General features: G+C 70.8%; 14 protein-coding genes. 4 read left to right on the top strand and 10 right to left on the bottom strand.

Annotated features, from left to right (window positions below; translation table 11 throughout):
- Positions 1-99 precede the first annotated feature (99 nt).
- From AC07RM_RS39995 to AC07RM_RS39970, 6 genes are read right to left on the bottom strand one after another with little or no spacing between them, the layout of a single operon-like run.
- On the bottom strand, positions 100-1629 hold the full coding sequence (locus tag AC07RM_RS39995; RefSeq protein ID WP_495338011.1) for a sugar ABC transporter ATP-binding protein: 1530 nt from the start codon (positions 1627-1629) through the stop codon (positions 100-102).
- Positions 1630-1633: 4 nt separating this feature from the next.
- The gene (gene mmsB / locus AC07RM_RS39990) at positions 1634-2842 is read right to left on the bottom strand and encodes a multiple monosaccharide ABC transporter permease (RefSeq protein WP_495338010.1); all 1209 of its coding nucleotides are present in this window, start codon (positions 2840-2842) and stop codon (positions 1634-1636) included.
- Positions 2829-4355: a multiple monosaccharide ABC transporter ATP-binding protein gene (gene mmsA, locus AC07RM_RS39985; protein ID WP_495338014.1), complete on the bottom strand. Its 1527-nt coding sequence runs from the start codon at positions 4353-4355 to the stop codon at positions 2829-2831. The genes mmsB and mmsA overlap by 14 nt, the downstream gene beginning before the upstream one ends.
- A gap of 38 nt (positions 4356-4393) precedes the next feature.
- The gene (gene chvE, locus AC07RM_RS39980; RefSeq protein WP_495338009.1) at positions 4394-5464 is read right to left on the bottom strand and encodes a multiple monosaccharide ABC transporter substrate-binding protein; all 1071 of its coding nucleotides are present in this window, start codon (positions 5462-5464) and stop codon (positions 4394-4396) included.
- A gap of 8 nt (positions 5465-5472) precedes the next feature.
- Entirely contained in the window at positions 5473-6438 is a 966-nt protein-coding gene (locus AC07RM_RS39975) for an ABC transporter substrate-binding protein (RefSeq protein WP_203204486.1), read from the bottom strand.
- Between the two features lie 60 nt (positions 6439-6498).
- Positions 6499-7965 carry an aldehyde dehydrogenase family protein gene (locus tag AC07RM_RS39970; RefSeq protein WP_495338008.1) on the bottom strand — a complete coding sequence of 489 codons (1467 nt, stop codon included), beginning with the start codon at positions 7963-7965 and terminating at the stop codon, positions 6499-6501.
- 146 nt (positions 7966-8111) lie between these two features.
- On the opposite strand from AC07RM_RS39970, the gene AC07RM_RS39965 reads away from it, so the two are divergent.
- Positions 8112-9071 carry a LysR family transcriptional regulator gene (locus AC07RM_RS39965; protein WP_495338007.1) on the top strand — a complete coding sequence of 320 codons (960 nt, stop codon included), beginning with the start codon at positions 8112-8114 and terminating at the stop codon, positions 9069-9071.
- A gap of 18 nt (positions 9072-9089) precedes the next feature.
- On the opposite strand, the gene AC07RM_RS39960 is transcribed toward AC07RM_RS39965, so the two are convergent.
- Positions 9090-9866, bottom strand: a complete 777-nt coding sequence (locus AC07RM_RS39960) for an SDR family NAD(P)-dependent oxidoreductase (RefSeq protein ID WP_093353626.1) — start codon at positions 9864-9866, stop codon at positions 9090-9092.
- Between the two features lie 151 nt (positions 9867-10017).
- Here AC07RM_RS39960 and AC07RM_RS39955 point away from each other — a divergent pair, with 151 nt between their 5' ends.
- The 3 genes from AC07RM_RS39955 (at position 10018) to AC07RM_RS39945 (ending at position 12769) form a co-directional block, all read left to right on the top strand.
- On the top strand, positions 10018-10956 hold the full coding sequence (locus AC07RM_RS39955; RefSeq protein ID WP_495338006.1) for an SMP-30/gluconolactonase/LRE family protein: 939 nt from the start codon (positions 10018-10020) through the stop codon (positions 10954-10956).
- An 88-nt stretch (positions 10957-11044) separates the two neighbouring features.
- A complete protein-coding gene (locus AC07RM_RS39950) occupies positions 11045-12013 on the top strand; it encodes a helix-turn-helix transcriptional regulator (protein WP_208514071.1) in 969 nt (322 codons plus the stop codon).
- A gap of 69 nt (positions 12014-12082) precedes the next feature.
- A complete protein-coding gene (locus AC07RM_RS39945) occupies positions 12083-12769 on the top strand; it encodes a Crp/Fnr family transcriptional regulator (RefSeq protein WP_208514072.1) in 687 nt (228 codons plus the stop codon).
- Positions 12770-12784: 15 nt separating this feature from the next.
- On the opposite strand, the gene AC07RM_RS39940 is transcribed toward AC07RM_RS39945, so the two are convergent.
- The 3 genes from AC07RM_RS39940 to AC07RM_RS39930 form a co-directional block, all read right to left on the bottom strand.
- Positions 12785-13855: an aldose epimerase family protein gene (locus AC07RM_RS39940; protein ID WP_431511610.1), complete on the bottom strand. Its 1071-nt coding sequence runs from the start codon at positions 13853-13855 to the stop codon at positions 12785-12787.
- A 65-nt stretch (positions 13856-13920) separates the two neighbouring features.
- Complete coding sequence (locus tag AC07RM_RS39935) at positions 13921-14874, bottom strand: alpha/beta hydrolase family protein (protein ID WP_093353614.1); 954 nt, start codon at positions 14872-14874, stop codon at positions 13921-13923.
- A complete protein-coding gene (locus AC07RM_RS39930) occupies positions 14871-19724 on the bottom strand; it encodes a CapA family protein (protein ID WP_495338005.1) in 4854 nt (1617 codons plus the stop codon). The genes AC07RM_RS39935 and AC07RM_RS39930 overlap by 4 nt, the downstream gene beginning before the upstream one ends.
- Positions 19725-19746 lie beyond the last annotated feature (22 nt).

Here is a 19746-nt window from a genome sequence, read left to right as displayed (position 1 = left end):
GCGAAATAAAGGAGGAGGCCGAAGGCCGGGGGACATTCGCGGAGGGGAGTACCCCGTCGGCGTGAGCCCGCCCCGAACGAACAACGAAAGACAAGCGCGTCATGCCGCAGCAATCATGTCGTACACCTCGTCCTCCGTAGCCCCGCCCGGCAACTCCCCCACCTTCTTCCGGTCACGCAGCACAACGATGCGATGCGCGACCCGCACCACCTCGCTCATCTCGGAGGAAATGAAGATCACCGCCATCCCCGCACGCGCGAGCCGCAGGATCTCTTCCATGATTTCCTGCTTGGCCGCCACGTCGATGCCGCGCGTGGGCTCGTCGAGGATCAGGATGCGCGGCTCGGTCGCGAGCCAGCGCGCGATCATCGCCTTCTGCTGGTTGCCGCCCGACAGCAGACCGATGGGAGTCTCGACACTCGCCGTCTTGATGCCCAGCGAGGCCACGAAGCGCTCGGCCATCGCCGTCTGTTCGGCATGCGAGAGGAACTTGCGCGTGCCCAGCCGTGCCTGCAACGCGAGCGCGATGTTCTCGCGCACCGACAGCTCGGCCACGATGCCGTCGGTCTTGCGTTCCTCGGGGCACAGCGCCAGGCCCTCGCGGATCGCATCGGCCGGGTTCGAGAAGCTCAGCGTGCGGCCCTCGATCTTCAACACCCCGCGGTCGGGCGTCTCGAGCCCGAACAGCAGCCGCGCCAGTTCCGTGCGGCCCGCGCCCAACAGGCCCGCGATGCCGACCACCTCGCCCGCACGCACGCGCAGGTCGGTCGGTTGCAGTTGGCCGGCCTGTGCCAGTCCCTCGATCTGCAGCAGCGCGGGGGCCGTCTCGTCGAAGGCCGGCAACGCCGCGGGCCGCGCCGACTGCGCCGCCAGCTCGCGCCCGAGCATCGCCGCGATCAGCGCCTGCGGTCCCAGGTCCGCCGCCTTCCATTCGCCCACCCAGTGGCCGTTGCGCAGCACCGTGATGCGATCGGACACCGCGTACATCTGGTTGAGGAAGTGCGTCACGAAGACGATCGCCATGCCCTCCGCGCGCAGCCGCCGCAGCACCTCGAACAGCTTCTCGACCTCGTCGTCGTCCAGGCTCGAAGTCGGCTCGTCGAGGATCAGCACCTTCGACGACACGCCGAGCGCGCGCGCGATCGCCACCATCTGCTGCACCGCCACCGAATAGCTCGACAGCAGCCGCGTCACGTCGATCTCGAGCCCGATGCGCGCGAGCAGTTCTTCCGCGCGGCGGTTCACCGCGCGCCAGTCGATGCGAAAGCCCTGCAGCGCGCCGCGGCGCGGATAACGACCCGCGAACACGTTCTCGGCCACCGAGAGATTCGGGCACAGGTTCACTTCCTGGTAGACCGTGCTGATGCCGAGCTTCTGCGCATCGAGCGGCGACGCCGGATGGATCGCCTGCCCGTCGAGGAACATCTCGCCGCCGCTCGAGGGCAGCACGCCCGTCAGCACCTTGATCAGGGTCGACTTGCCCGCGCCGTTCTGCCCCATCAGCGCATGCACCTCGCCTGGGTACAGCTTCAGCTGCACGTCGTCGAGCACGGCGATGCCGCCGAACTGCTTGCGGATGCCGCGCAGCGCGAGCACGGGCAGGGGCGCGGAGGTCGCGGAGTCGGTCATGGCGCTACTTGTTCTTGTTGTAGACGTCGATGAACACCGCCGCCAGCAGCACCAGCCCCTTGATCACCTGCTGGTAGTCGATGCCGATGCCGAGGATCGACATGCCGTTGTTCATCACGCCCATGATGAAGGCACCGATGACGGCACCCATCACCTTGCCCACGCCGCCCGAGGCCGAGGCACCGCCGATGAAGCAGGCCGCGATCACATCGAGCTCGAAGCCCAGGCCGGCCTTGGGCGTGGCCGTGTTGAGCCGGGCCGCGAACACCAGGCCCGCGAGCGCGGCCAGCGCGCCCATGTTCACGAAGGTCAGGAAGGCCAGGCGCTGCGTCTTCACGCCCGACAGCCGCGCCGCCTTCTCGTTGCCGCCCAGCGCATAGATGCGCCGGCCGATGGTGGTGCGGTTGGTGACGAAGTCGTAGGCCACGATCAGCACCGCCATCACGATCAGCACATTGGGCAGGCCCTTGTAGGTGGCCAGCAGGTAGCTGAAGAACAGGATGATGGCCGCGAAGAACAAGTTCTTCACGAGGAAGAAGGCATAGGGCTCCTGCGCCATGCCGTGCGCCGCGAGCTTCGCGCGGCCGCGCAGCTTGAAGAACACCAGCGCCGCGGCGGCCAGCGCGCCGACGACCAGCGAGGTGGTGCGCAGCGCCGTGCCGCCGAGCGGGTCGGGGATGAAGCCCGAACTCAGGCGCTGGAAGGCCTCGGGAAACGGCCCCACCGACTGGCCCGCGAGCAGCGCCAGCGTGAGCCCCTTGAACACCAGCATGCCCGCGAGCGTGACGATGAACGAGGGGATCTTGCGGAAGGCCACGAACCAGCCCTGCGCCGCGCCGATGAGCGCACCCGCGAGGATGCTCACGATCGCGGTCGGCACGAAATGCCATTCGTACTCCACCATCAGCACCGCCGCCAGCGCGCCAATGAAGCCGCAGACCGAGCCCACCGACAGGTCGATGTGGCCGGCCACGATCACCAGCAGCATGCCCAGCGCCATGATCACCACGTAGCTGTTCTGCAGCAGCAGGTTCGTGAGGTTCAGCGGCCGCAGCAGGGTGCCGTCGGTCAGCACCTGGAACAGCACCATGATCGCGACCAGCGAGATCAGCATGCCGTACTCACGCAGGTTGTTCTTGAGGAAGCCCGCGTGCAGGCCCCTGGGCTCGGCGGCCACGGCGGCGGTCGCCGCCTGCGCTTCAGGCTGCGACATGGACCGTGCTCCCCGCGCGCACGATGGCGTGCATGATGCGTTCCTGCGTGGCCTCGGCGGCCGTGAATTCGGCGACGAAGCGCCCCTCGTTCATCACGTGGATGCGGTCGCACATGCCGAGCAGCTCCGGCAGTTCGGAAGAGATCATGAGAATGCCTTTGCCCTCGCGCGCGAGCCGGTCGATGATGGTGTAGATCTCGTACTTGGCGCCCACGTCGATGCCGCGCGTGGGCTCGTCGAGGATCAGCAGCTCGGGCTGCGTGAACAGCCACTTGCTCAGCACCACCTTCTGCTGGTTGCCGCCCGAGAGGTTGACCACCGGTTGCTCGATGCCCGCGCAGCGAATGTTGAGCGCCTTGCGGTACTCGTTCGCCACCTGGAACTCGCGGCCCGGGTCGATCACCAGGCCGTCGGCCACGGCGTCGAGGTTCGCGAGGCTCACGTTCTTGCGGATCTCCTCCTCGAGCACCAGGCCCAGGCCCTTGCGGTCCTCGGTCACGTAGGCGATGCCGTGGTCGATGGCCTTGCGCACCGTGCTCACGTCCACCGTCTTGCCGTGCATCAGCACCTCGCCGCTGATGCGCTGGCCGTAGGAGCGGCCGAACACGCTCATCGCGAGCTCGGTGCGGCCCGCGCCCATCAGGCCCGCGATGCCGACGATCTCGCCCTGGCGCACGCGCAGGCTCACGCCGTGGATCTGCTCGCGGTCGGCATGCTGCGCGTGGTGCACGCGCCAGTCGCGCAGCTCGAACACCGTCTCGCCGATCCTCGGCTCGCGCGGCGGATAGCGGTGCGCCATGTCGCGCCCCACCATGCCGCGCACGATGCGGTCCTCGCTGATGGCCTGGGCGCGGCAGTCCATGGTCTCGACCGTGGCGCCGTCGCGCAGCACGGTGATCGCATCGGCCACCTTGGCGATCTCGTTGAGCTTGTGCGAGATCAGGATCGAGGCGATGCCCTGGCGCTTGAGTTCGAGCAGCAGGCGCAGCAGCGCGTCGCTGTCGGTCTCGTTGAGGCTCGCGGTGGGCTCGTCGAGGATCAGCAGGCGCACCTCCTTCGCGAGCGCCTTGGCGATTTCCACCAGCTGCTGCTTGCCCACGCCGAGGTCGGTCACCAGCGTGGTCGGGGCCTCCTTCAGGCCCACCTTGGCGAGCAGCTCGCGCGTCCTCGCATAGGCCGCGAACCAGTCGATCACGCCGCCGCGCGCGATCTCGTTGCCGAGGAAGATGTTCTCGGCGATCGACAGCAGCGGCACCAGCGCGAGCTCCTGGTGGATGATGATGATGCCGAGCTTCTCGCTGTCGGCGATGCCCCTGAAGCGGCGCGGCTCGCCCTCGAACAGGATCTCGCCGTCGTACGAGTCGCAGGGGTAGACGCCGCTGAGCACCTTCATCAGCGTGGACTTGCCGGCGCCGTTCTCGCCCACCACCGCGTGGATCTCGCCCGCGCGCACCGCGAGGTTGACGTTGCTCAGCGCCTTCACGCCCGGGAAGGTCTTGGTGATCCCGCGCATCTCGAGGATCGTGCCGCCGCCGGGGGCGTCGCGCTCGTTCACTTGACCTGGCTTTCCTTGTAGTAGCCGCTGTCGACCAGCACCTGCTTCCAGTTGCTGCCGTCGACGCTGACCGGCTTGAGCAGGTACGAGGGCACGACCTTGACGCCGTTGTTGTAGGTCTTGGTGTCGTTGACCTCGGGCGTCTTGCCCGAGAGCATGGCGTCGACCATCGCCACCGTGACCTTGGCGAGTTCGCGCGTGTCCTTGAACACGGTCGAGCTCTGCTCCTTGCGCAGGATCGACTTCACCGAGGGGATCTCGGCGTCCTGGCCCGACACCACCGGCATGGCCTGCGAGCCCGAGCCGTAGCCCACGCCCTTGAGCGAGGACAGGATGCCGATCGACAGCCCGTCGTAGGGCGAGAGCACCGCGTCGAGGCGCTCCTTGGTGTAGAAGGCCGACAGCAGGTTGTCCATGCGCGCCTGCGCCACCGCGCCGTCCCAGCGCAGGGTGCCGACCTTGTCCATGCCCATCTGCTTGCTGCGCACCACCAGCTTGCCGCTCTTGATGTAAGGCTCGAGCACCGACATCGCACCGTTGTAGAAGAAGAAGGCGTTGTTGTCGTCGGGCGAGCCGCCGAACAGCTCGATGTTGAACGGTCCCTTGCCGGCCTTGAGGTCGAGCGCCTTCTCGATCGACTGCGCCTGCAGCACGCCGACCTGGAAGTTGTCGAAGGTGGCGTAGTAGTCGACGTTCTTCGAGCCCTTGATGAGCCGGTCGTAGGCGATCACCTTCACGCCCTTGTCAGCCGCCTTTTGCAGCACGTCGGACAGCGTGGTGCCGTCGATGGCCGCGATCACCAGCACCTTCGATCCCTTGGTCACCATGTTCTCCACTTGGGCGAGCTGGTTCGGGATGTCGTCGTCCGCATATTGCAGATCGGTCTTGTAGCCCTTCTCCTTGAAGTACTTGACCATGTTGGCGCCGTCGGCGATCCAGCGCGCCGAGGACTTGGTGGGCATCGAGATCGCGATCAGGCCCTTGTCCTGCGCCCGGGCCAGCGGCGCGATGCCGGCGGCGGCGAGCGCGAGGCCCGCCACGGCGGCCTTGAGGAAGTTGCGCTTCATGGTCGTCCTCAGTACTTGCGGCTCGGGAATTCCTTGGCGGCCACTTCCATCGGGAAGATGCCCTCCTCGGTCACGATGCGCTTGGGCAGCGTCTTGCCGGCCTTGATGTCCTTCACCGCCTGCATCAGCTGCGGGCCCAGCAGCGGGCTGCACTCGACCGAGACGTTGAGCTTGCCGGCGATCATGGCCTCGAAGGCGCCCTTCACGCCGTCGATGGAGATGATCACGATGTCCTTCGCGGGCTTGAGGCCGGCCTCCTCGATGGCCTGGATGGCACCGATCGCCATGTCGTCGTTGTGCGCGTAGAGCACGTTGATCTTCTTGCCCTCGGCCTTGAGGAAGGCTTCCATCACCTCCTTGCCCTTGGCGCGCGTGAAGTCGCCGGTCTGCGAGCGCACGATCTTGAACTTCGGGTCGGCCTTGATGATTTCCTCGAAGCCCTTCTTGCGGTCGATGGCCGGCGCCGAGCCCACCGTGCCCTGCAGCTCGACGATGTTGACCTCGCCCTTCTGGTCCTTCATCTTCTCGACCAGCCAGCGGCCGGCCTTGCGGCCCTCCTCGACGAAGTCCGAGCCCATGAAGGTCACGTAGAGCGTGTCGTCCTTGCTGTTGACGGAGCGGTCGGTCAGCACCACCGGGATCTTGGCGGCCTTGGCCTCGCGCAGCACCGTGTCCCAGCCCGACTCGACCACGGGCGAGAAGGCGATCACGTCGACCTTCTGCGCGATGTACGAGCGGATCGCCTTGATCTGGTTCTCCTGCTTCTGCTGCGCGTCGGAGAACTTGAGCTCGATGCCGGCCTCCTTGGCCGAGGCCTTGATCGACTCGGTGTTGGCGGTGCGCCATTCGCTCTCGGCGCCGACCTGCGCGAAGCCCAGCACGAGCTTCTTCTGCGCGAGGACGGAAGCCGGCAGCAGACCGCCGAGGGCGGCGGCGGCGAGCGCGGCGTTGAGGGTGCGGCGGTTCATGGTCATGGGTCGTCTCCTGTTGTGGATGGGGGCTGCTGGTCGGAAACCGGGGGACCTGGGTGCGGGTCAGGCCAGCATGTAGCCGGTCTTGACCTGCGTGTAGAACTCGGCGGCATGGCGTCCCTGCTCGCGCGGGCCGTAGCCCGAGCCCTTGCGGCCGCCGAAGGGCACGTGGAAGTCCACGCCCGCGGTCGGCAGGTTGACCATGGTCATGCCGACCTCGGCATGGCGCCTGAAATGCATCGCGTGCTTCAGCGAGTTGGTGCAGATGCCGGCGCACAGGCCGAAGGGCGTGTCGTTGCACAGCGCGAGCGCATGCTCGTAGTCGGTGGCGCGCAGCACGCAGGCCAGCGGGCCGAAGATCTCCTCGCGCGCGATGCGGTGGCCGGGCTCGGCCAGGAACAGCGCCGGGCTCATGTAGTGGCCGGTGGTGGCGCGCTCCAGCGCTTCGCCGCCCCAGACGTGCTCGGCGCCCTCGGCGCGCGCGATGTCGACCCAGGCGAGATGCCCCGCGAGCCGTTCGGCGTCGGCCACCGGGCCGATCTCCACGCCGCGCTCGAGCGCATGGCCCACGCGCAGCGCCTTGAGCCGCTCGCGCAGCCGCGCCACGAAGGCGTCGTGCACCGCGGCCTCGACGATCAGCCGGCTCGAGGCCGTGCAGCGCTGGCCGGCCGAGAAGTAGGCCCCCTGCACCGCGCAGTCGACCGCGCGCTCGAGGTCGGCATCGGCCAGCACCACCAGCGCGTTCTTGCCGCCCATCTCGAGCTGCACCCGGGCCCGGCGCGCGGTGGCGCCGCGCAGCACGCGCTCGCCGACGGCGGCCGAGCCGGTGAAGCTCAGCGCGTCGACGTGCGGGCTGTCGACCAGCGCCTGGCCGACCTCGCGGCCGCTGCCCATCACGAGGTTGAACACGCCCGCGGGCAGCGCGGCGCGGCTGATGATCTCGGCCAGCGCCCAGCCGCAGGCCGGCACCCGCTCGGCCGGCTTGAACACCACGCTGTTGCCGTGCGCGAGCGCGGGCGCGATCTTCCAGGCCGGCACCGCGAAGGGCGTGTTCCAGGGCGCGATCAGGCCGACCACGCCGAGCGGCTCGCGCGTGACGTCGACCTGCACCCCCGCGCGCGCCGAGGCGAGGCTCTCGCCGCCGCCGGCGCCCGCGCCGCCACGGAAGGCCTCGCCCGCGAAGAACTTGAACACCTGCCCCGCGCGCGCCACCTCGGCCACGGCCTCGGGCAGCACCTTGCCCTCCTCACGCGCCAGCAGCAGGCCCAGCTCGTCCTTGCGCGCCAGCAGCTCGGCGCCGATGCGGTCGAGCACGTCGGCACGGCGCTGCGGCGTGCTGTGGCTCCAGTGGGGGAAGGCGTCGGAGGCGGCGCGGATCGCCGCGTCGGTCTGGCGGCGGTCGGCCCGTGCGTACTCGGCCACCACTTCGCTGGTGTCCGAGGGATTGGTGCTCACACCGGTGGTCGCGCTGGTTTCCCAGCGGCCGTTGATGTACTGCCGCACGTTCTGATGGATCTCGCCGTGGAACACCGTGGCGCCGACCTTGTCTCTGTTGTTGTAGGGGGTGGGCGGCAGTCTAGGAATGAAACGGATATCGATCCAATCATTTTTTCGACAAAATGAATATCGATCGAGACATTCTGGAAAACCCGGGCGAACCGAGGTTCTCACCCTTCATGACGAACTACACCCATTGGTTTATCCGCGCGCGGCTCAAGACGCGCCAGCTGCTGCTGCTGGTGGCGCTGGCCGAGGAAGGCAACATCCACCGCGCCGCGCAGGTGCTCAACATGACGCAGCCGGCAGCCTCCAAGCTGCTCAAGGACCTGGAGGACGTGCTCGAGGTGCCGCTGTTCGAACGGCTGCCGCGCGGCATGCGGCCCACCTGGTACGGCGAGACCATGATCCGCCACGCGCGGGTGGCGCTCGCGAGCCTGAACCAGGCGCATGACGAGCTCACCGCGCTCAAGGCCGGCCGCTTCGGCCAGGTGAGCGTGGGCGCGATCACCGCGCCGGGCCTCACGCTGCTGCCGCCCGCGGTGGCGATGGTCAAGCGCGAGCAGCCCCACCTGCGGATCTCGCTCGAGATCGAGACCAGCCCGGTGCTGATCGAGCGGCTCGAGCAGGGCAAGCTCGACATCCTGGTGGCGCGGCTGTTCGCCGAGCACGACAAGTCGCAGCTGCGCTACGAGGCGCTGACCGAGGAGCCGGTGTGCGCGCTGGTGCGTCCCGGCCATCCGCTGCTGGGCGTGAGCGGCCTCACGCTGCGCGACGTGGTCGGCGAAGGCTGGATCGTGCCGCCGGCCGGCAGCGTGCTGCGGCACCGCTTCGAGCTGATGTTCCAGGAGGAGGGGCTGCAGCCGCCGATCAACACCATCGAGAGCTCGGCGCTGCTGTTCATCACGCGCATGCTGCAGCAGAGCGACATGGTGGCGGTGCTGGCGACCGACGTGGCGCGCTACTACGCCTCGCACGGCATCGTGTCGCTGCTGCCGCTGGACATGCCCTGCCACATGGACGCCTTCGGCATCATCACGCGCACCGACCGGCTGCTGTCGCCGGCGGCCAAGGTGATGATGAAGGCGCTGAAGACGGCGAGCCTGAGCGTCTACGGGCGCAAGCTCGAGATCGACTGACGGGCCGCCGGCCCGGCTTCAGGTCCAGCCGGCGTCAACGGTGAACTCCTGCGCCGTGCACATCCGCGCATCGTCCGAAGCCAGGAACAGCACCATGCGCGCGATGTCCTCGGGCATCAGCTTGTCGGGCAGGCACTGGTTGCGCTTCAGGGCCTGCTCGCCCTCGGCGTCGAGCCACAGCGCGACCTGGCGCTCGGTCATCACCCAGCCGGGCGAGACGGTGTTGATGCGGATGCGGTCGCGGCCCAGCTCCACCGCGAGCCCGCGCGTGAGGCCGTTGACCGAGGACTTGGCGATCGCGTAGCAGGGATAGCCCGAACCCTTGGTCTGCCAGCCGGTGGAGCCGAGGTTGACGATCGAGCCCGCGCCCAGGCGCTTCATGCCCGGCACCACCGACTGGATCGCGAACAGCGCGGGGCGCTCGTTGATCGCCATGCGGTTGTCGTAGTAGTCGGGCGTGACCGACTCGAGCGTGTGGCGGTCGTCGCTCGCGACGTTGTTGACCAGCACGGCGAAGTCGCCGAGCTCGGTGGCCGCGTCGGCGATGGCGGCCTGCAGCGCGCCGATGTCGCGCACGTCGCAGGCACGCCACCAGGGCGCCGCGTGGCCGGCCTGCGCGATGCGTTGCGCGAGTTCGGCGCTGGCGGCTTCGGCGATGTCGACGAAGGCCACCCTGGCGCCCTGCGCGGCGAAGGCCGACACGATGGCCGCGCCGATGCCGCTGCCGCCGCCCGTGACGAACACGGTGCGGCCCGAGAGGCTGGGGTGGATGGCGAGGGAGGAGGAAGCGGTCAAGGAGGTCTCCGGACGGGGTGGTCTTGATGCATTGCAAATTGCATATCAATGCATACAGTTATTTTTGATTTCCGTTATCAATATGCCTTGATACGATCCGCGGCGTCAAGAAGACCTCGCCATCCGGCACACAAGAAAGAAGGCACGCGCCATGACCGCCGCAGAGACAAGCCCCCTCCCCGCGCCGACGATCCTCGGCACGCCCGAATGCATCTGGGATGCCGGCGCCAACCTCGGCGAAGGCACGCTGTGGTCGCCGCGCGAGCAGGCGATCTACTGGATCGACATCCTCACGCCACGGCTGTTCCGCTTCCACCCCGCGAGCGGCGAGCGCCGGACCTGGCGCTTCGCCGAGGAGATCACGGCCATCGCCGAGCGCGCCGCCGCCCCGGGCCTGGTGATCACGCTGCGCCGCGGCTTCGCCTTCTTCGATCCCGCGACGGCGCCCGAGGGCGAGACCGCCGCGCCCGCCTACCTGCACCAGCCCGAGCCCGAGCGCGCGGGCAACCGCTTCAACGACGGCAAGTGCGACGCGCGCGGCCGCTTCTGGGGCGGCAGCATGGACTTCGACTGCCAGGCACCCACCGGCGCGCTCTACCGCTACGACGGCGATGGCCGCTGCAGCCGGCACGACGACGGCTTCGAGGTCACGAACGGCCCGACCTGGTCGGCCGATGGCCACACCCTGTACCTCAACAACACGGTGCTCAACCACCTCTACGCCTACGACTTCGACATGGAGGCCGGCACGGTGGCGAACCGCCGCCTCTGGCACCGCTTCCCCGCCACCGACGGCCTGCCCGACGGCATGACCACCGACGCGGCCGGCCGGCTGTGGATCGCGCACTGGGACGGCGCCTGCGTGAGCTGCCACGACCCGGTGAGCGCGCGGGAACTCGCGCGCATCGCGCTGCCCGCGGGCAATGTCACCGACTGCGCCTTCGGCGGGCCCGACCTGCGCACGCTCTACATCTCGACCGCGCGCAACGGCCGCACCGAAGCGCAGCTCGCGTCGGAACCGCTGGCCGGCGGCCTGTTCGCGGTGCGCATCGACGGCCCGGGTGTACCGGCGAGCCTGTTCGCAGGCTGACCCGACCCTGCTGGCCCCACGGGCACGGGGGATTGCGATGCCGGCGCCGCCGAGTCGCCGGACAATCCCCCGCTTCGCTCCGACGGCCATGCTGCACTTCACGACCGACGACCTCCGCCCGCAGGACCGCTTCGACCACTGGTGCGAGGTGCGCGGCCGGCACCTGTTCGGCGTCACGATCGAGCTGCCGCGCGAGCGGCGCACGGCCTTCGAAGGGCACTTCCTCTCCACGCCGGTCGGCGACGCGAACGCCTGCGCCAGCGTCTCCGAGCTGCGCGCCTCCTCCTACCGCGTGAGCCGCACGCGAGCCGACATCGCGCGCGTCGCGGGCCAGAGCCTGTGCATCGGCCTGCAGGTGCGCGGCCCGGGCTGGGTCAGCAGCGGCCGCGACGAAGGCCGGCTGGTGCGCGAGGGCGACCTCGTGGTCCACCATGCCGACCTGCCGTTCGAGGCCACGCCGATGCGCGGCGATGGCTTCGATTTCCGCTCGCTGCGCATACCGCTCGCGCCCGGCATGCTGCTGGGCGCGCGCGCCGACGACCTGTTCGCGGCGCCGCTCACGCGCACGGCCGCCTTCGCGCGGCCGCTGATGGCGCTGTTCCGCGCGCTGACCACGCGGCCGGGCGAACTCGCGAACGCCGGGGCCGAGGTGGTGCATGCCGTGCGGCTGACGCTGCTGGCGCGCGGCCGCCTCGCGCCGGGCCTGCCCGAGAGCCGCGCCGCGCTGCGCTCGGGCCTGCTGCACGCGGCGCGCGAGATCCTGCAGCGCGACCTGCGGCTGCCCGAGCTCTCGCCCTCGAGCGTCGCGCGCGAGCTGGGCATCTCGCTGCGCCAGGTGCACGTGCTGTTCGAGCCCACCGGCCGTTCGTTCGCGCGCACGCTCACGGCGCTGCGGCTCGCCGATGCCTCGCGGCTGCTGGGCGCGGCGCCGGGCCGCTCGATCACCGACATCGCCTACCTCTGCGGCTTCGACAGCCTCGCGACCTTCTACCGCGCCTTCCGCGCCGCCTATGCCATGACGCCGCGCGACGCGCGGGCGCTGGCCGACGGCCCCTGATCATTTCGCCGCGGGGCGCCTGCGCGCAATGAGAAGACGCGGCGGCCGCGCGCGCCAATCATCGCGGCCATGTACCTGCATCCCCTCACGGCCGGCCTTCCGATGGCGGAACGGGAATGGCTGACCCGCCACAGCGAGCTGCGCTACTTCCGGCGCAACGAGACCGTGCTCGAGGCCGGCGAAGACACCGACCGCGTCTACTGCGTGGCGAGCGGGCTGCTGCGCGTGGTGGCGCGCGGCCGCACGCCGGGCGCCGACTTCACGAGCGAGTTCATCCGCGCCGACGATTTCTTCCTCGACCTCGGGCTGCCGGAGGACCGCTACCGCTCGACGCAGGCGCTGGTCGCGGCGCTGCCCTCGTCGGTGCACCTGGTGTCGGTGGCCGCGCTGCGCGAGCTGTGCGCGCGCCGGCCCGAGATCGCGCTGCGCCTGCTGGGCCTGGTGGCGAAGCGGCTGGCCCTGCTGCGCGGACGGCTGCGGCGCGTCTCCACGCTGTCCTCGGGCGCGCTGGTGGGCCACGTGCTGCACCAGCTCACGCAGCTGGCGCCGGTGCACGCGGGCGGCTTCGACAAGCGCATCTCGCAATCGATGATCGCCTCGTACTCGGGGCTGTCGCGCGAGGTGGTCAACAAGACCATGCGCGCCATGGAGCAGCGCGGCCTGCTGCGGCGCGATGCGCAGGCCGTGCACGTGCCCGAGGATTTCGCGCTGACGGATTTCGGCACGGTGCCCGACGACCGCCTGTCGGCGGCCTGAGCCCGGCGCCGGGCTTCAGGCGATGCCGAAGCGGTGCTCGGTGACGCTGCGGAACACCTCGCCGGGCCGCAGCACCGTGGAGGGAAATTCCGGCCGGTTCGGCGAATCGGGAAAGTGCTGCGTCTCCAGGCACAGGCCGTCGCCCTGGCGGATCGCCGCGCCGCCGCTGCCCAGCAGGCTGCCGTCGAGGAAGTTGCCCGAATAGAATTGCACGCCGGGCTCGGTGGTGTGCACCTCCATCGTGCGGCCCGAGGCCTCGTGCGCCAGCCGCGCGGCCAGCGCGAGGCCGTCGCGCTCCTGCGCGCGGTCGAGCACCCAGTTGTGGTCGTAGCCGCGCGCGATCAGCATCTGCGCATGGCCGTCGCGGATGCGATCGCCGATGGCCAGCGGCTGCCGGAAATCGAAGGGCGTGCCCTCCACCTCGGCCAGCCCGGTGGGGATCAGCGTGGCATCGACCGGGCAGTAGCGGCTGGCCGGCAGCGTGAGCCGGTGCGCCATCACGCTGCCCTGGCCCGCGAGGTTGAAGTAGTCGTGGTGGCTCAGGTTCAGCACGGTCGGCCGGTCGGTCTCGGCGCGGTAGCCGATGCGCCAGGTGTTGGCCGTGGTGCTCAGTTCGTAGCGCACCGCGAGCCGCAGCTCGCCCGGATAGCCCTCGTCGCCATGCGCGCTGACATGGCGCAGCTCGATGCCGATGCGCCCGGGCTCGCCCGGCAGCGCGTAGATGCTCCAGAAGCGCTTCCCGAAGCCCTGCGTTCCGCCGTGCAGAGAGTTCGGCCCGTCGTTGAGCGCGAGCTGGTGCGCCTGGCCGTCGAGTTCGAAGCGCCCGGCGGCGATGCGGTTGGCGAAGCGCCCGACGATGGTGCCGAAGTGCGGATGCGGCCCGAGGTAGGCCGCGAGGTCGGGCAGGCCCAGCACCACGTTGGCGGCGCGGCCCTGGCGGTCGGGCACCAGCAGCGCGGTGACGATGCCGCCGAGGTTGATCGCCTGCAGCCGCAGGCCGAGGCCGTTGTCGAGCGTGTACTCGATGACGGGCCGGCCGTCGGGCATGCGGCCGTAGCTGCGCTGGGAGATCCTCGGTTCGCTCATGGACATGCCTTCGCCTTGCGTTCGATGGGCGTGAATGTACGCGGGCCGGCCGCCCCGGCTGCCCTTCAGCGCTCGGTGCCGCGCGGCTCCGGGTACATGGCTTCGCGCGCGCAGGCCGCGGCGGCGTTCGGCCCCGCGCGGTCCTTGAGGTCGTGGAAGTCGGGCGGTTCCGCGGCCGCGGTGCGGATCTCCACGCGATGGCCGGCGCGCTGCAGCGCCTCGGCGAAACGCTCCTGCAGCGCGAAGGGCGTGTTCTCGTCCTCGCGGTTGCCGATCAGCACGATGCGGCGCGCCGGATCGGGCACCACGCCGTCGACATGGTCGAGCGGGTCGTAGAAGCGCGTGCTGCCGGTGGTATCGGTGCGGCCGTCGCGCGAACGCCCGAGCAGGCGCGCGCGCTCGAGCAGGCCGTAGGCGCCCGAGGTCAGCACCGCGCAGGCCACGCGTGTGCGGCCCAGCGTGAGCAGCGCGGCACCCGCGGTGGCGCCACCGCTGTGGCCGAGGATGACCAGGCGCTGGATGCGGTGGCGCTGCATCAGCGCGTCGAGCGCGGCATCGAGCGCATGGAACTCCACCGGCTGGCGGCGCTGGCGGTGGTTGCCCGAGGAGCCGTAGGTGCCGGGCCGCGCGACGAAGATCCAGGGCACGCCGGCGCGGTCGCGGTTGCGCTGCGCGTCGGTGGTGCGCAGCGCCTCGGTGTTGCCCGAGATGCGCGCGGGCGGCTGGTCCATCACGGCGTCGCGGTCGCCCGAGAACTGCACGATGGCGACGCGCGCGCCCTCGATGTCGCTGCTCGCGAAATAGCGGATGCAGGCCGGTCCCTCGACCGGCTGCACCCAGAGGAAGCCGAAGCGGCCCTCGGGGCAGTTCTCGCGCACCGCGGGCTGGTTCCAGTGCAGCACCTCGTCGCCGATGGCGCGGATCGCGGGCGGGCGGATCTCGGCGCGCTGCGCGCAGGCCGCCTGCACCAGCGCCACGGCGAGCGCGCACAGCAGCACGGAGGTCGAGCGCAGGTTCATAGCTTCTGCAGCAGCTCGGGGATGTCGCCGAAGTCGGAGCGGTCGCGGTCGCCCTTCACCAGCAGCAGGTCGCCGTCGCGCAGGAAGGCGCCGAGGTAGCCGGCGGCCTCGGCCGCGCTCTCGAAGTGCGGGCCCAGCATCGAGGCCGGCATCTCCTCGCGCAGCCAGCGCATCTCCTGGCCGTGCGTCACCACGTGCTCGATGCCCGAGTCCAGCAGCGGCGCCGCGAGGCTGCGGTGCATGGCCTCGGCCGCATGGTCGAGGTTGACGATGCGGCCCAGCATGGCGATGCGGCGCGCCACCGGCGCGGCGCCATTGCCGCCACCGCCCGCGCGGCCGTAATCGCGCACGAACGCCATCGCATTGCGCATCGACATCACCTCGGCGTTCCAGCTGTCGTCGATCAGCGTGGCCTGCACGCCGCCTTCGGTGCGCAGCGCCTGCACGTGCATCACCGAGGCCGGCAGCCGCACGCCAGGCATGCGCGCGCAGGCGGCCTCGGGATCGAAGCCCATCGCGACCAGCGCCGCGAACGAGAGCGTGGAGTTGCGCACCAGCCCCTCGCTCGCGACCGGGAACAGGTAGGAATGGGTGCGACCGCGCAGCGCGATGTGCACGCGGCAGCCATGGCCCTCGGGCTCGATGGCGAGCACGCGCACGTCGGCCTGCGGCCCGCGCCCCACCACCCACACCGCGCCCGCGGTGCGCGCGGCGGCCTGCACCGTCTGCAGCAGGCAGGGGATGTGGTCGGGCACGATGGCCACGCCGCCGGGCTCCAGGCCGAGGAAGATGCGCGACTTGTACTCGGCCGTCTGCTCCACGCTCACGGCCTGCCGGGTCTGCGACAGGCCGATCTCGGTGACGATCGCCACGTGCGGGCGCGCCATCAGCGAGATCGGGCCGCGGTCCATCCACAGCGAGCTCTGCGCCATCTCGAGGATGCAGACGTCGACGTCGGGCCCGAGGCTGGCCAGCATCGCCGGCACGCCGACGCGCGAGTTGTAGTTGTCGATGGTGGTGTGCACGCGCGCCTGCGCGGGCAGCAGGTCGCGCAGGATCGCGATGGTGGAGGACTTGCCCACGGTGCCGGTCACGCCGACCAGCAGGCCGCGGTAGCGCTCGCGCGCGGCGGCACCCAGGCGCAGCATGGCGCGGATCGGGTCCTCGACCTGCAGCAGCGGGAAGTCCGGAGCCAGGCCCTCGACCGGGTGCTGCACGATCGCGCCCGCGAGCTGGTCCTGCAGGCCGGGCAGCAGCAGGTGGCGGTCCCAGTTGACCGTGCTGCGCGGCCGGCTGTAGCGCTCGTGCGCGGCCAGGGTCTGGTAGTCGGAGGCGACGAACAGCGCGGGCGCCGGCAGCAGCTCCATGTGCTTCGGGCCGCGCACCACCGAGCGCGCGAGCCAATCGGGCGGCGGCTCGACCAGCCACTGGCCGCGCGTGATGCGCTGCAGCGCCTCGGCGGTCCACACCGGCTCGGGCGTGGCCGAGGCGCCGGGGCGCAGCGCGAACAGCACGGGCGCGGGCCGCTCGGGCAGCGGCAGCGCCACCTGCGAAGCGCGCAGCCCGCACCACACGGGCAGGCGCTGCGCCGGCCATTCGGGCGCGGGCACGGTCTCCTCGGTTTCCTCGCCCAGGCGCGCGGGCCGGGCGCTGCCGACCACCCGCACCTCGATCTGCAGCACGTCGCTGCGCAGCAGGCTGCTCGCGGGCGGCCGCAGTCCGTAGCGGTCGCGGTGGATGCGCCCCGGCTGCCAGCGGCTGGTGGGCCACATCCAGTCGCAGGGGTCGTGGTCCATGCTCTCGCCCCAGGGCGGCATGTGGGTGCTGCGCATCGGCATGGCGCGGAACTGCACGCGCAGGTCGTCGGCCACCGGTTCGACCGCGCGCCAGAACGACTCGACCCACAGCATGCGGCGGCCCGAGATCTGCGTCGGCGCGCAGCGGATGCCGAGCAGCTCGAGCGGGCCGAAGCGGATCGGCGCGATGTGGCGCGAATCGGGCGGCAGCACGTCGACCAGCCATTCGGGCCGCGGCGCGAGCAGCGGCGCGACGCGCGCGAACGCCGGCTCGGGCAGCGCGGGGACGTCGGCGGCGAGCCGCGAGGCGCGCTCGGGCGGTGCCAGCGCCAGGGTGCAGCGGCCCTCGGGCAGCACCGCCATGCGGGTGCCGAGCGCCTCGCACTGGCGCGCGAAACGCGTGGCCGCGCCGCGCGCGCGCTCGTTCGCATACTGGCGCGAGCGGCCGAAGCCCACGCCGATCGGCGTGAAGCTCAACTGCTCGACGCCGCGCGGGCTCAGCGCGAGCGTGAACACGCCCGCGTCGACGAAATCGTCGCGCACCGCCTCGAACAGCAGGTCGCCCGCGTCGTGCACGATCGGCCGGCCGCGGTAGACCTCGATGCCCTGCAGCACGTGCGCCGAGGTGCCGAGCACCGCATCGGCGCCGGCATCGACGATCGCATGGCCGGCCGCGATCTCGGCCTCGGACGGCTCGGTCTCGAGGTTGTCGCCCCAGTGCACCGCCACCAGCACCACGTCGGCCGACTCGCGCGCCTTCTCGATGCGCGGCGCGAGCAGCGCGGTCCAGGCCGCGGGCTCGTCGAGCGGCAGGTAGGCGGCGCCGGGCCGGTCGGGGCCGGCCGCGAACTGGGGCTGGGTGGCGTCGAGCGAGAACAGCGCGACGCGCACGCCGCCGGCCATCGCGAAGGCCGGGCGCAGCGCGGCCTCGAGGTCGCGGCCGGTGCCGGCCCAGGCGATGCCCGCGGCCTGCAGGTGCCACTGCTGCTCCATCAGCGCGCCCGGGCCGTAGTCGCCGCTGTGGTTGTTGGCGGTGGCGACGATGCCGATGCGCGCGGTGGTCAGCACGTCGAGCATCTCGGGCCGCGCGCGGAAGTAGTAGGAACCGGCCTCGCCCTTCTCCACGCCCTGCTCGCCGGTGGTGGCGACCACGCATTCGAGGTTGACGATGCGCAGGTCGGCCTCGCGCAGCGCGGGGATGCCGCTGAGCATGCGGCGCGCGCCGCCGAGCTCGAGGCGCCGGTAGTGCAGGCGGCGGCCGAGGTTCACGTCGCCGCCGAAGGCGACGGTGCCGGTGCGCGCCGCGGGCGTGTCGGCCGGCACCGGCACGGCCGCGGCCTGCGGCGCGAACGACGGCGCGGGCACCTCGCCGCCCTCGCGCGCCTTCAGCAGCCGGTGGTAGGCGACATAGCCCGACAGGTAGTGCTCCACGTCGTCGATGCGCACGCGGAAGCTGTGGTGCTTGATGAAGAACGAGCCCGCGATGCGGTCGGGATGGCGGAAGAACATCGCGAGCTCGGGCCAGAAATGGCCGTTCGCGAGGTAGCGCGCGCGGTGCTCGAGCGCGCGCTCGAACTTGTCGCGGTCCAGGCCCTCGAGCAGGTGGCGCAGCTCGGGATCGGCCTCGATGCGCAGCACCATCTCGCGCGCGGCCATCATCAGCTCGAGCAGGGTCGGGAAGGTGGTGATGCGCTCGCGCACGAAGTCGAGGTAGTCGGCCACGTTGCGCAGCCCGAACTCGTAGTAGCGCAGCGCGGGCCGGTGGCGCGTGAGCTCGTTGACGCAGTAGCCGAGCCAGTGGTCGTGCGCGCGCCAGTGCTCGGCGGCGATGAAGTGGTCGAAGGCCTTCTCGACCATCGCGAGCCAGCGCGGATCGCGCGTGAGGCCGTACAGGCGCATCAGCCCGAACGCGGCCTCGCCGTCGTAATAGATGACGCGGAAGGCCTCCTTCACCGCGAGGCTGGGCCGGTGCAGCACGTGCACGAAGCGGCCGGTCTCGGGGTCCTGCATGTGGCGGATGCCGAGCGCGAGCAGCTCGAGCAGCGGCAGGAAGCGGCGGTCGCCGGTCAGTTCGGTGTACTTGACGAAGGCCAGCAGGCAGACCGCGTTGCCGCCGAGCTTGACCTCGTGCGCCACGTCGACCAGGAAGGCCGCGCGGCTGCCGTCGGGCAGCACCGCGGGCCGGATCAGCGAGCCCGCGAGAAAGGCCAGCGAGCGGTCGATGGCCTCCTTCTGCGCCGCGTCGCGCGTGAGCTCCCAGGCCTCGAGCAGCGCATAGGTCGAGCTCGCATGGCGCAGCGTGTTGTAGGTCGGGATGGCGCGGTCGAAGCAGGGGAACCAGCCGTAGTGGAACTCGCCCGTGGGCTTGACCTGCGCGGCCAGGTAGCGGCTCGCGTCCTCGACCATGCGGCGCACCGGCGCGGCGCTCCAGTCGTCGAGGCGGCGCAGGTGGGCCTCCTGGCCCTCGGGGACGATCGGCCAGGCGCCCTCGGCGTCGACGTAGACGGCGCGCGTGGTGAAGCACCACACGGGCACGGCGTCGTCGTCGGGAAAGTCGAGCTCCTTGCCGAAGCGGCGCCGGGTGTGCAGCCGCAGGTTGCCGGGGTTGGGTTGGCAGTGGTCCACGCTGCCGTCGTAGAAGACCGCGCTGCCGTTGGCCTCGGGCGCGAGCAGCGCGAACTCGAAGCGGCTGTCGAAGGACACGCCCTGCTGGAAGTAGTTGCGCCGCGTCTTCGCGAGCAGTTCCTTGAACTCGCCCCAGTTCATCGGCAGCACGTGCTCGACCAGTTCCGCGCGCAGCCGCTGCGGCGGGCGCTCGCCGCGCTGCGCGGCATCGGCCAGCGCCTCGGCCGCTTCCTCCCAGGCCTGCGCGGCATCGGCGCCGCGGCCCGAGACCACGCGGGCGCGGCTGCCGCCCTCGCCGATCGCGAGGAAGACCACGCTGCCGGTGACCGGCGTGGCCGGCGGCAGCGCGGGCAGCACGCCCTCGGGACCCGCCAGTGCCTGCCTGGCGCGGTTCAGGAGTTCGGCGAGAGAAAGGGTCGATTCGGGCATGCGAGAAAGGAGGAAGACCCCG

The sequence above is a fragment of the Variovorax sp. GW821-FHT09B05 genome (assembly GCF_059418265.1).
The sequence above is the reverse complement of the archived record's forward strand: the minus strand, read 5'-3'. Positions and strand labels throughout refer to the sequence as shown.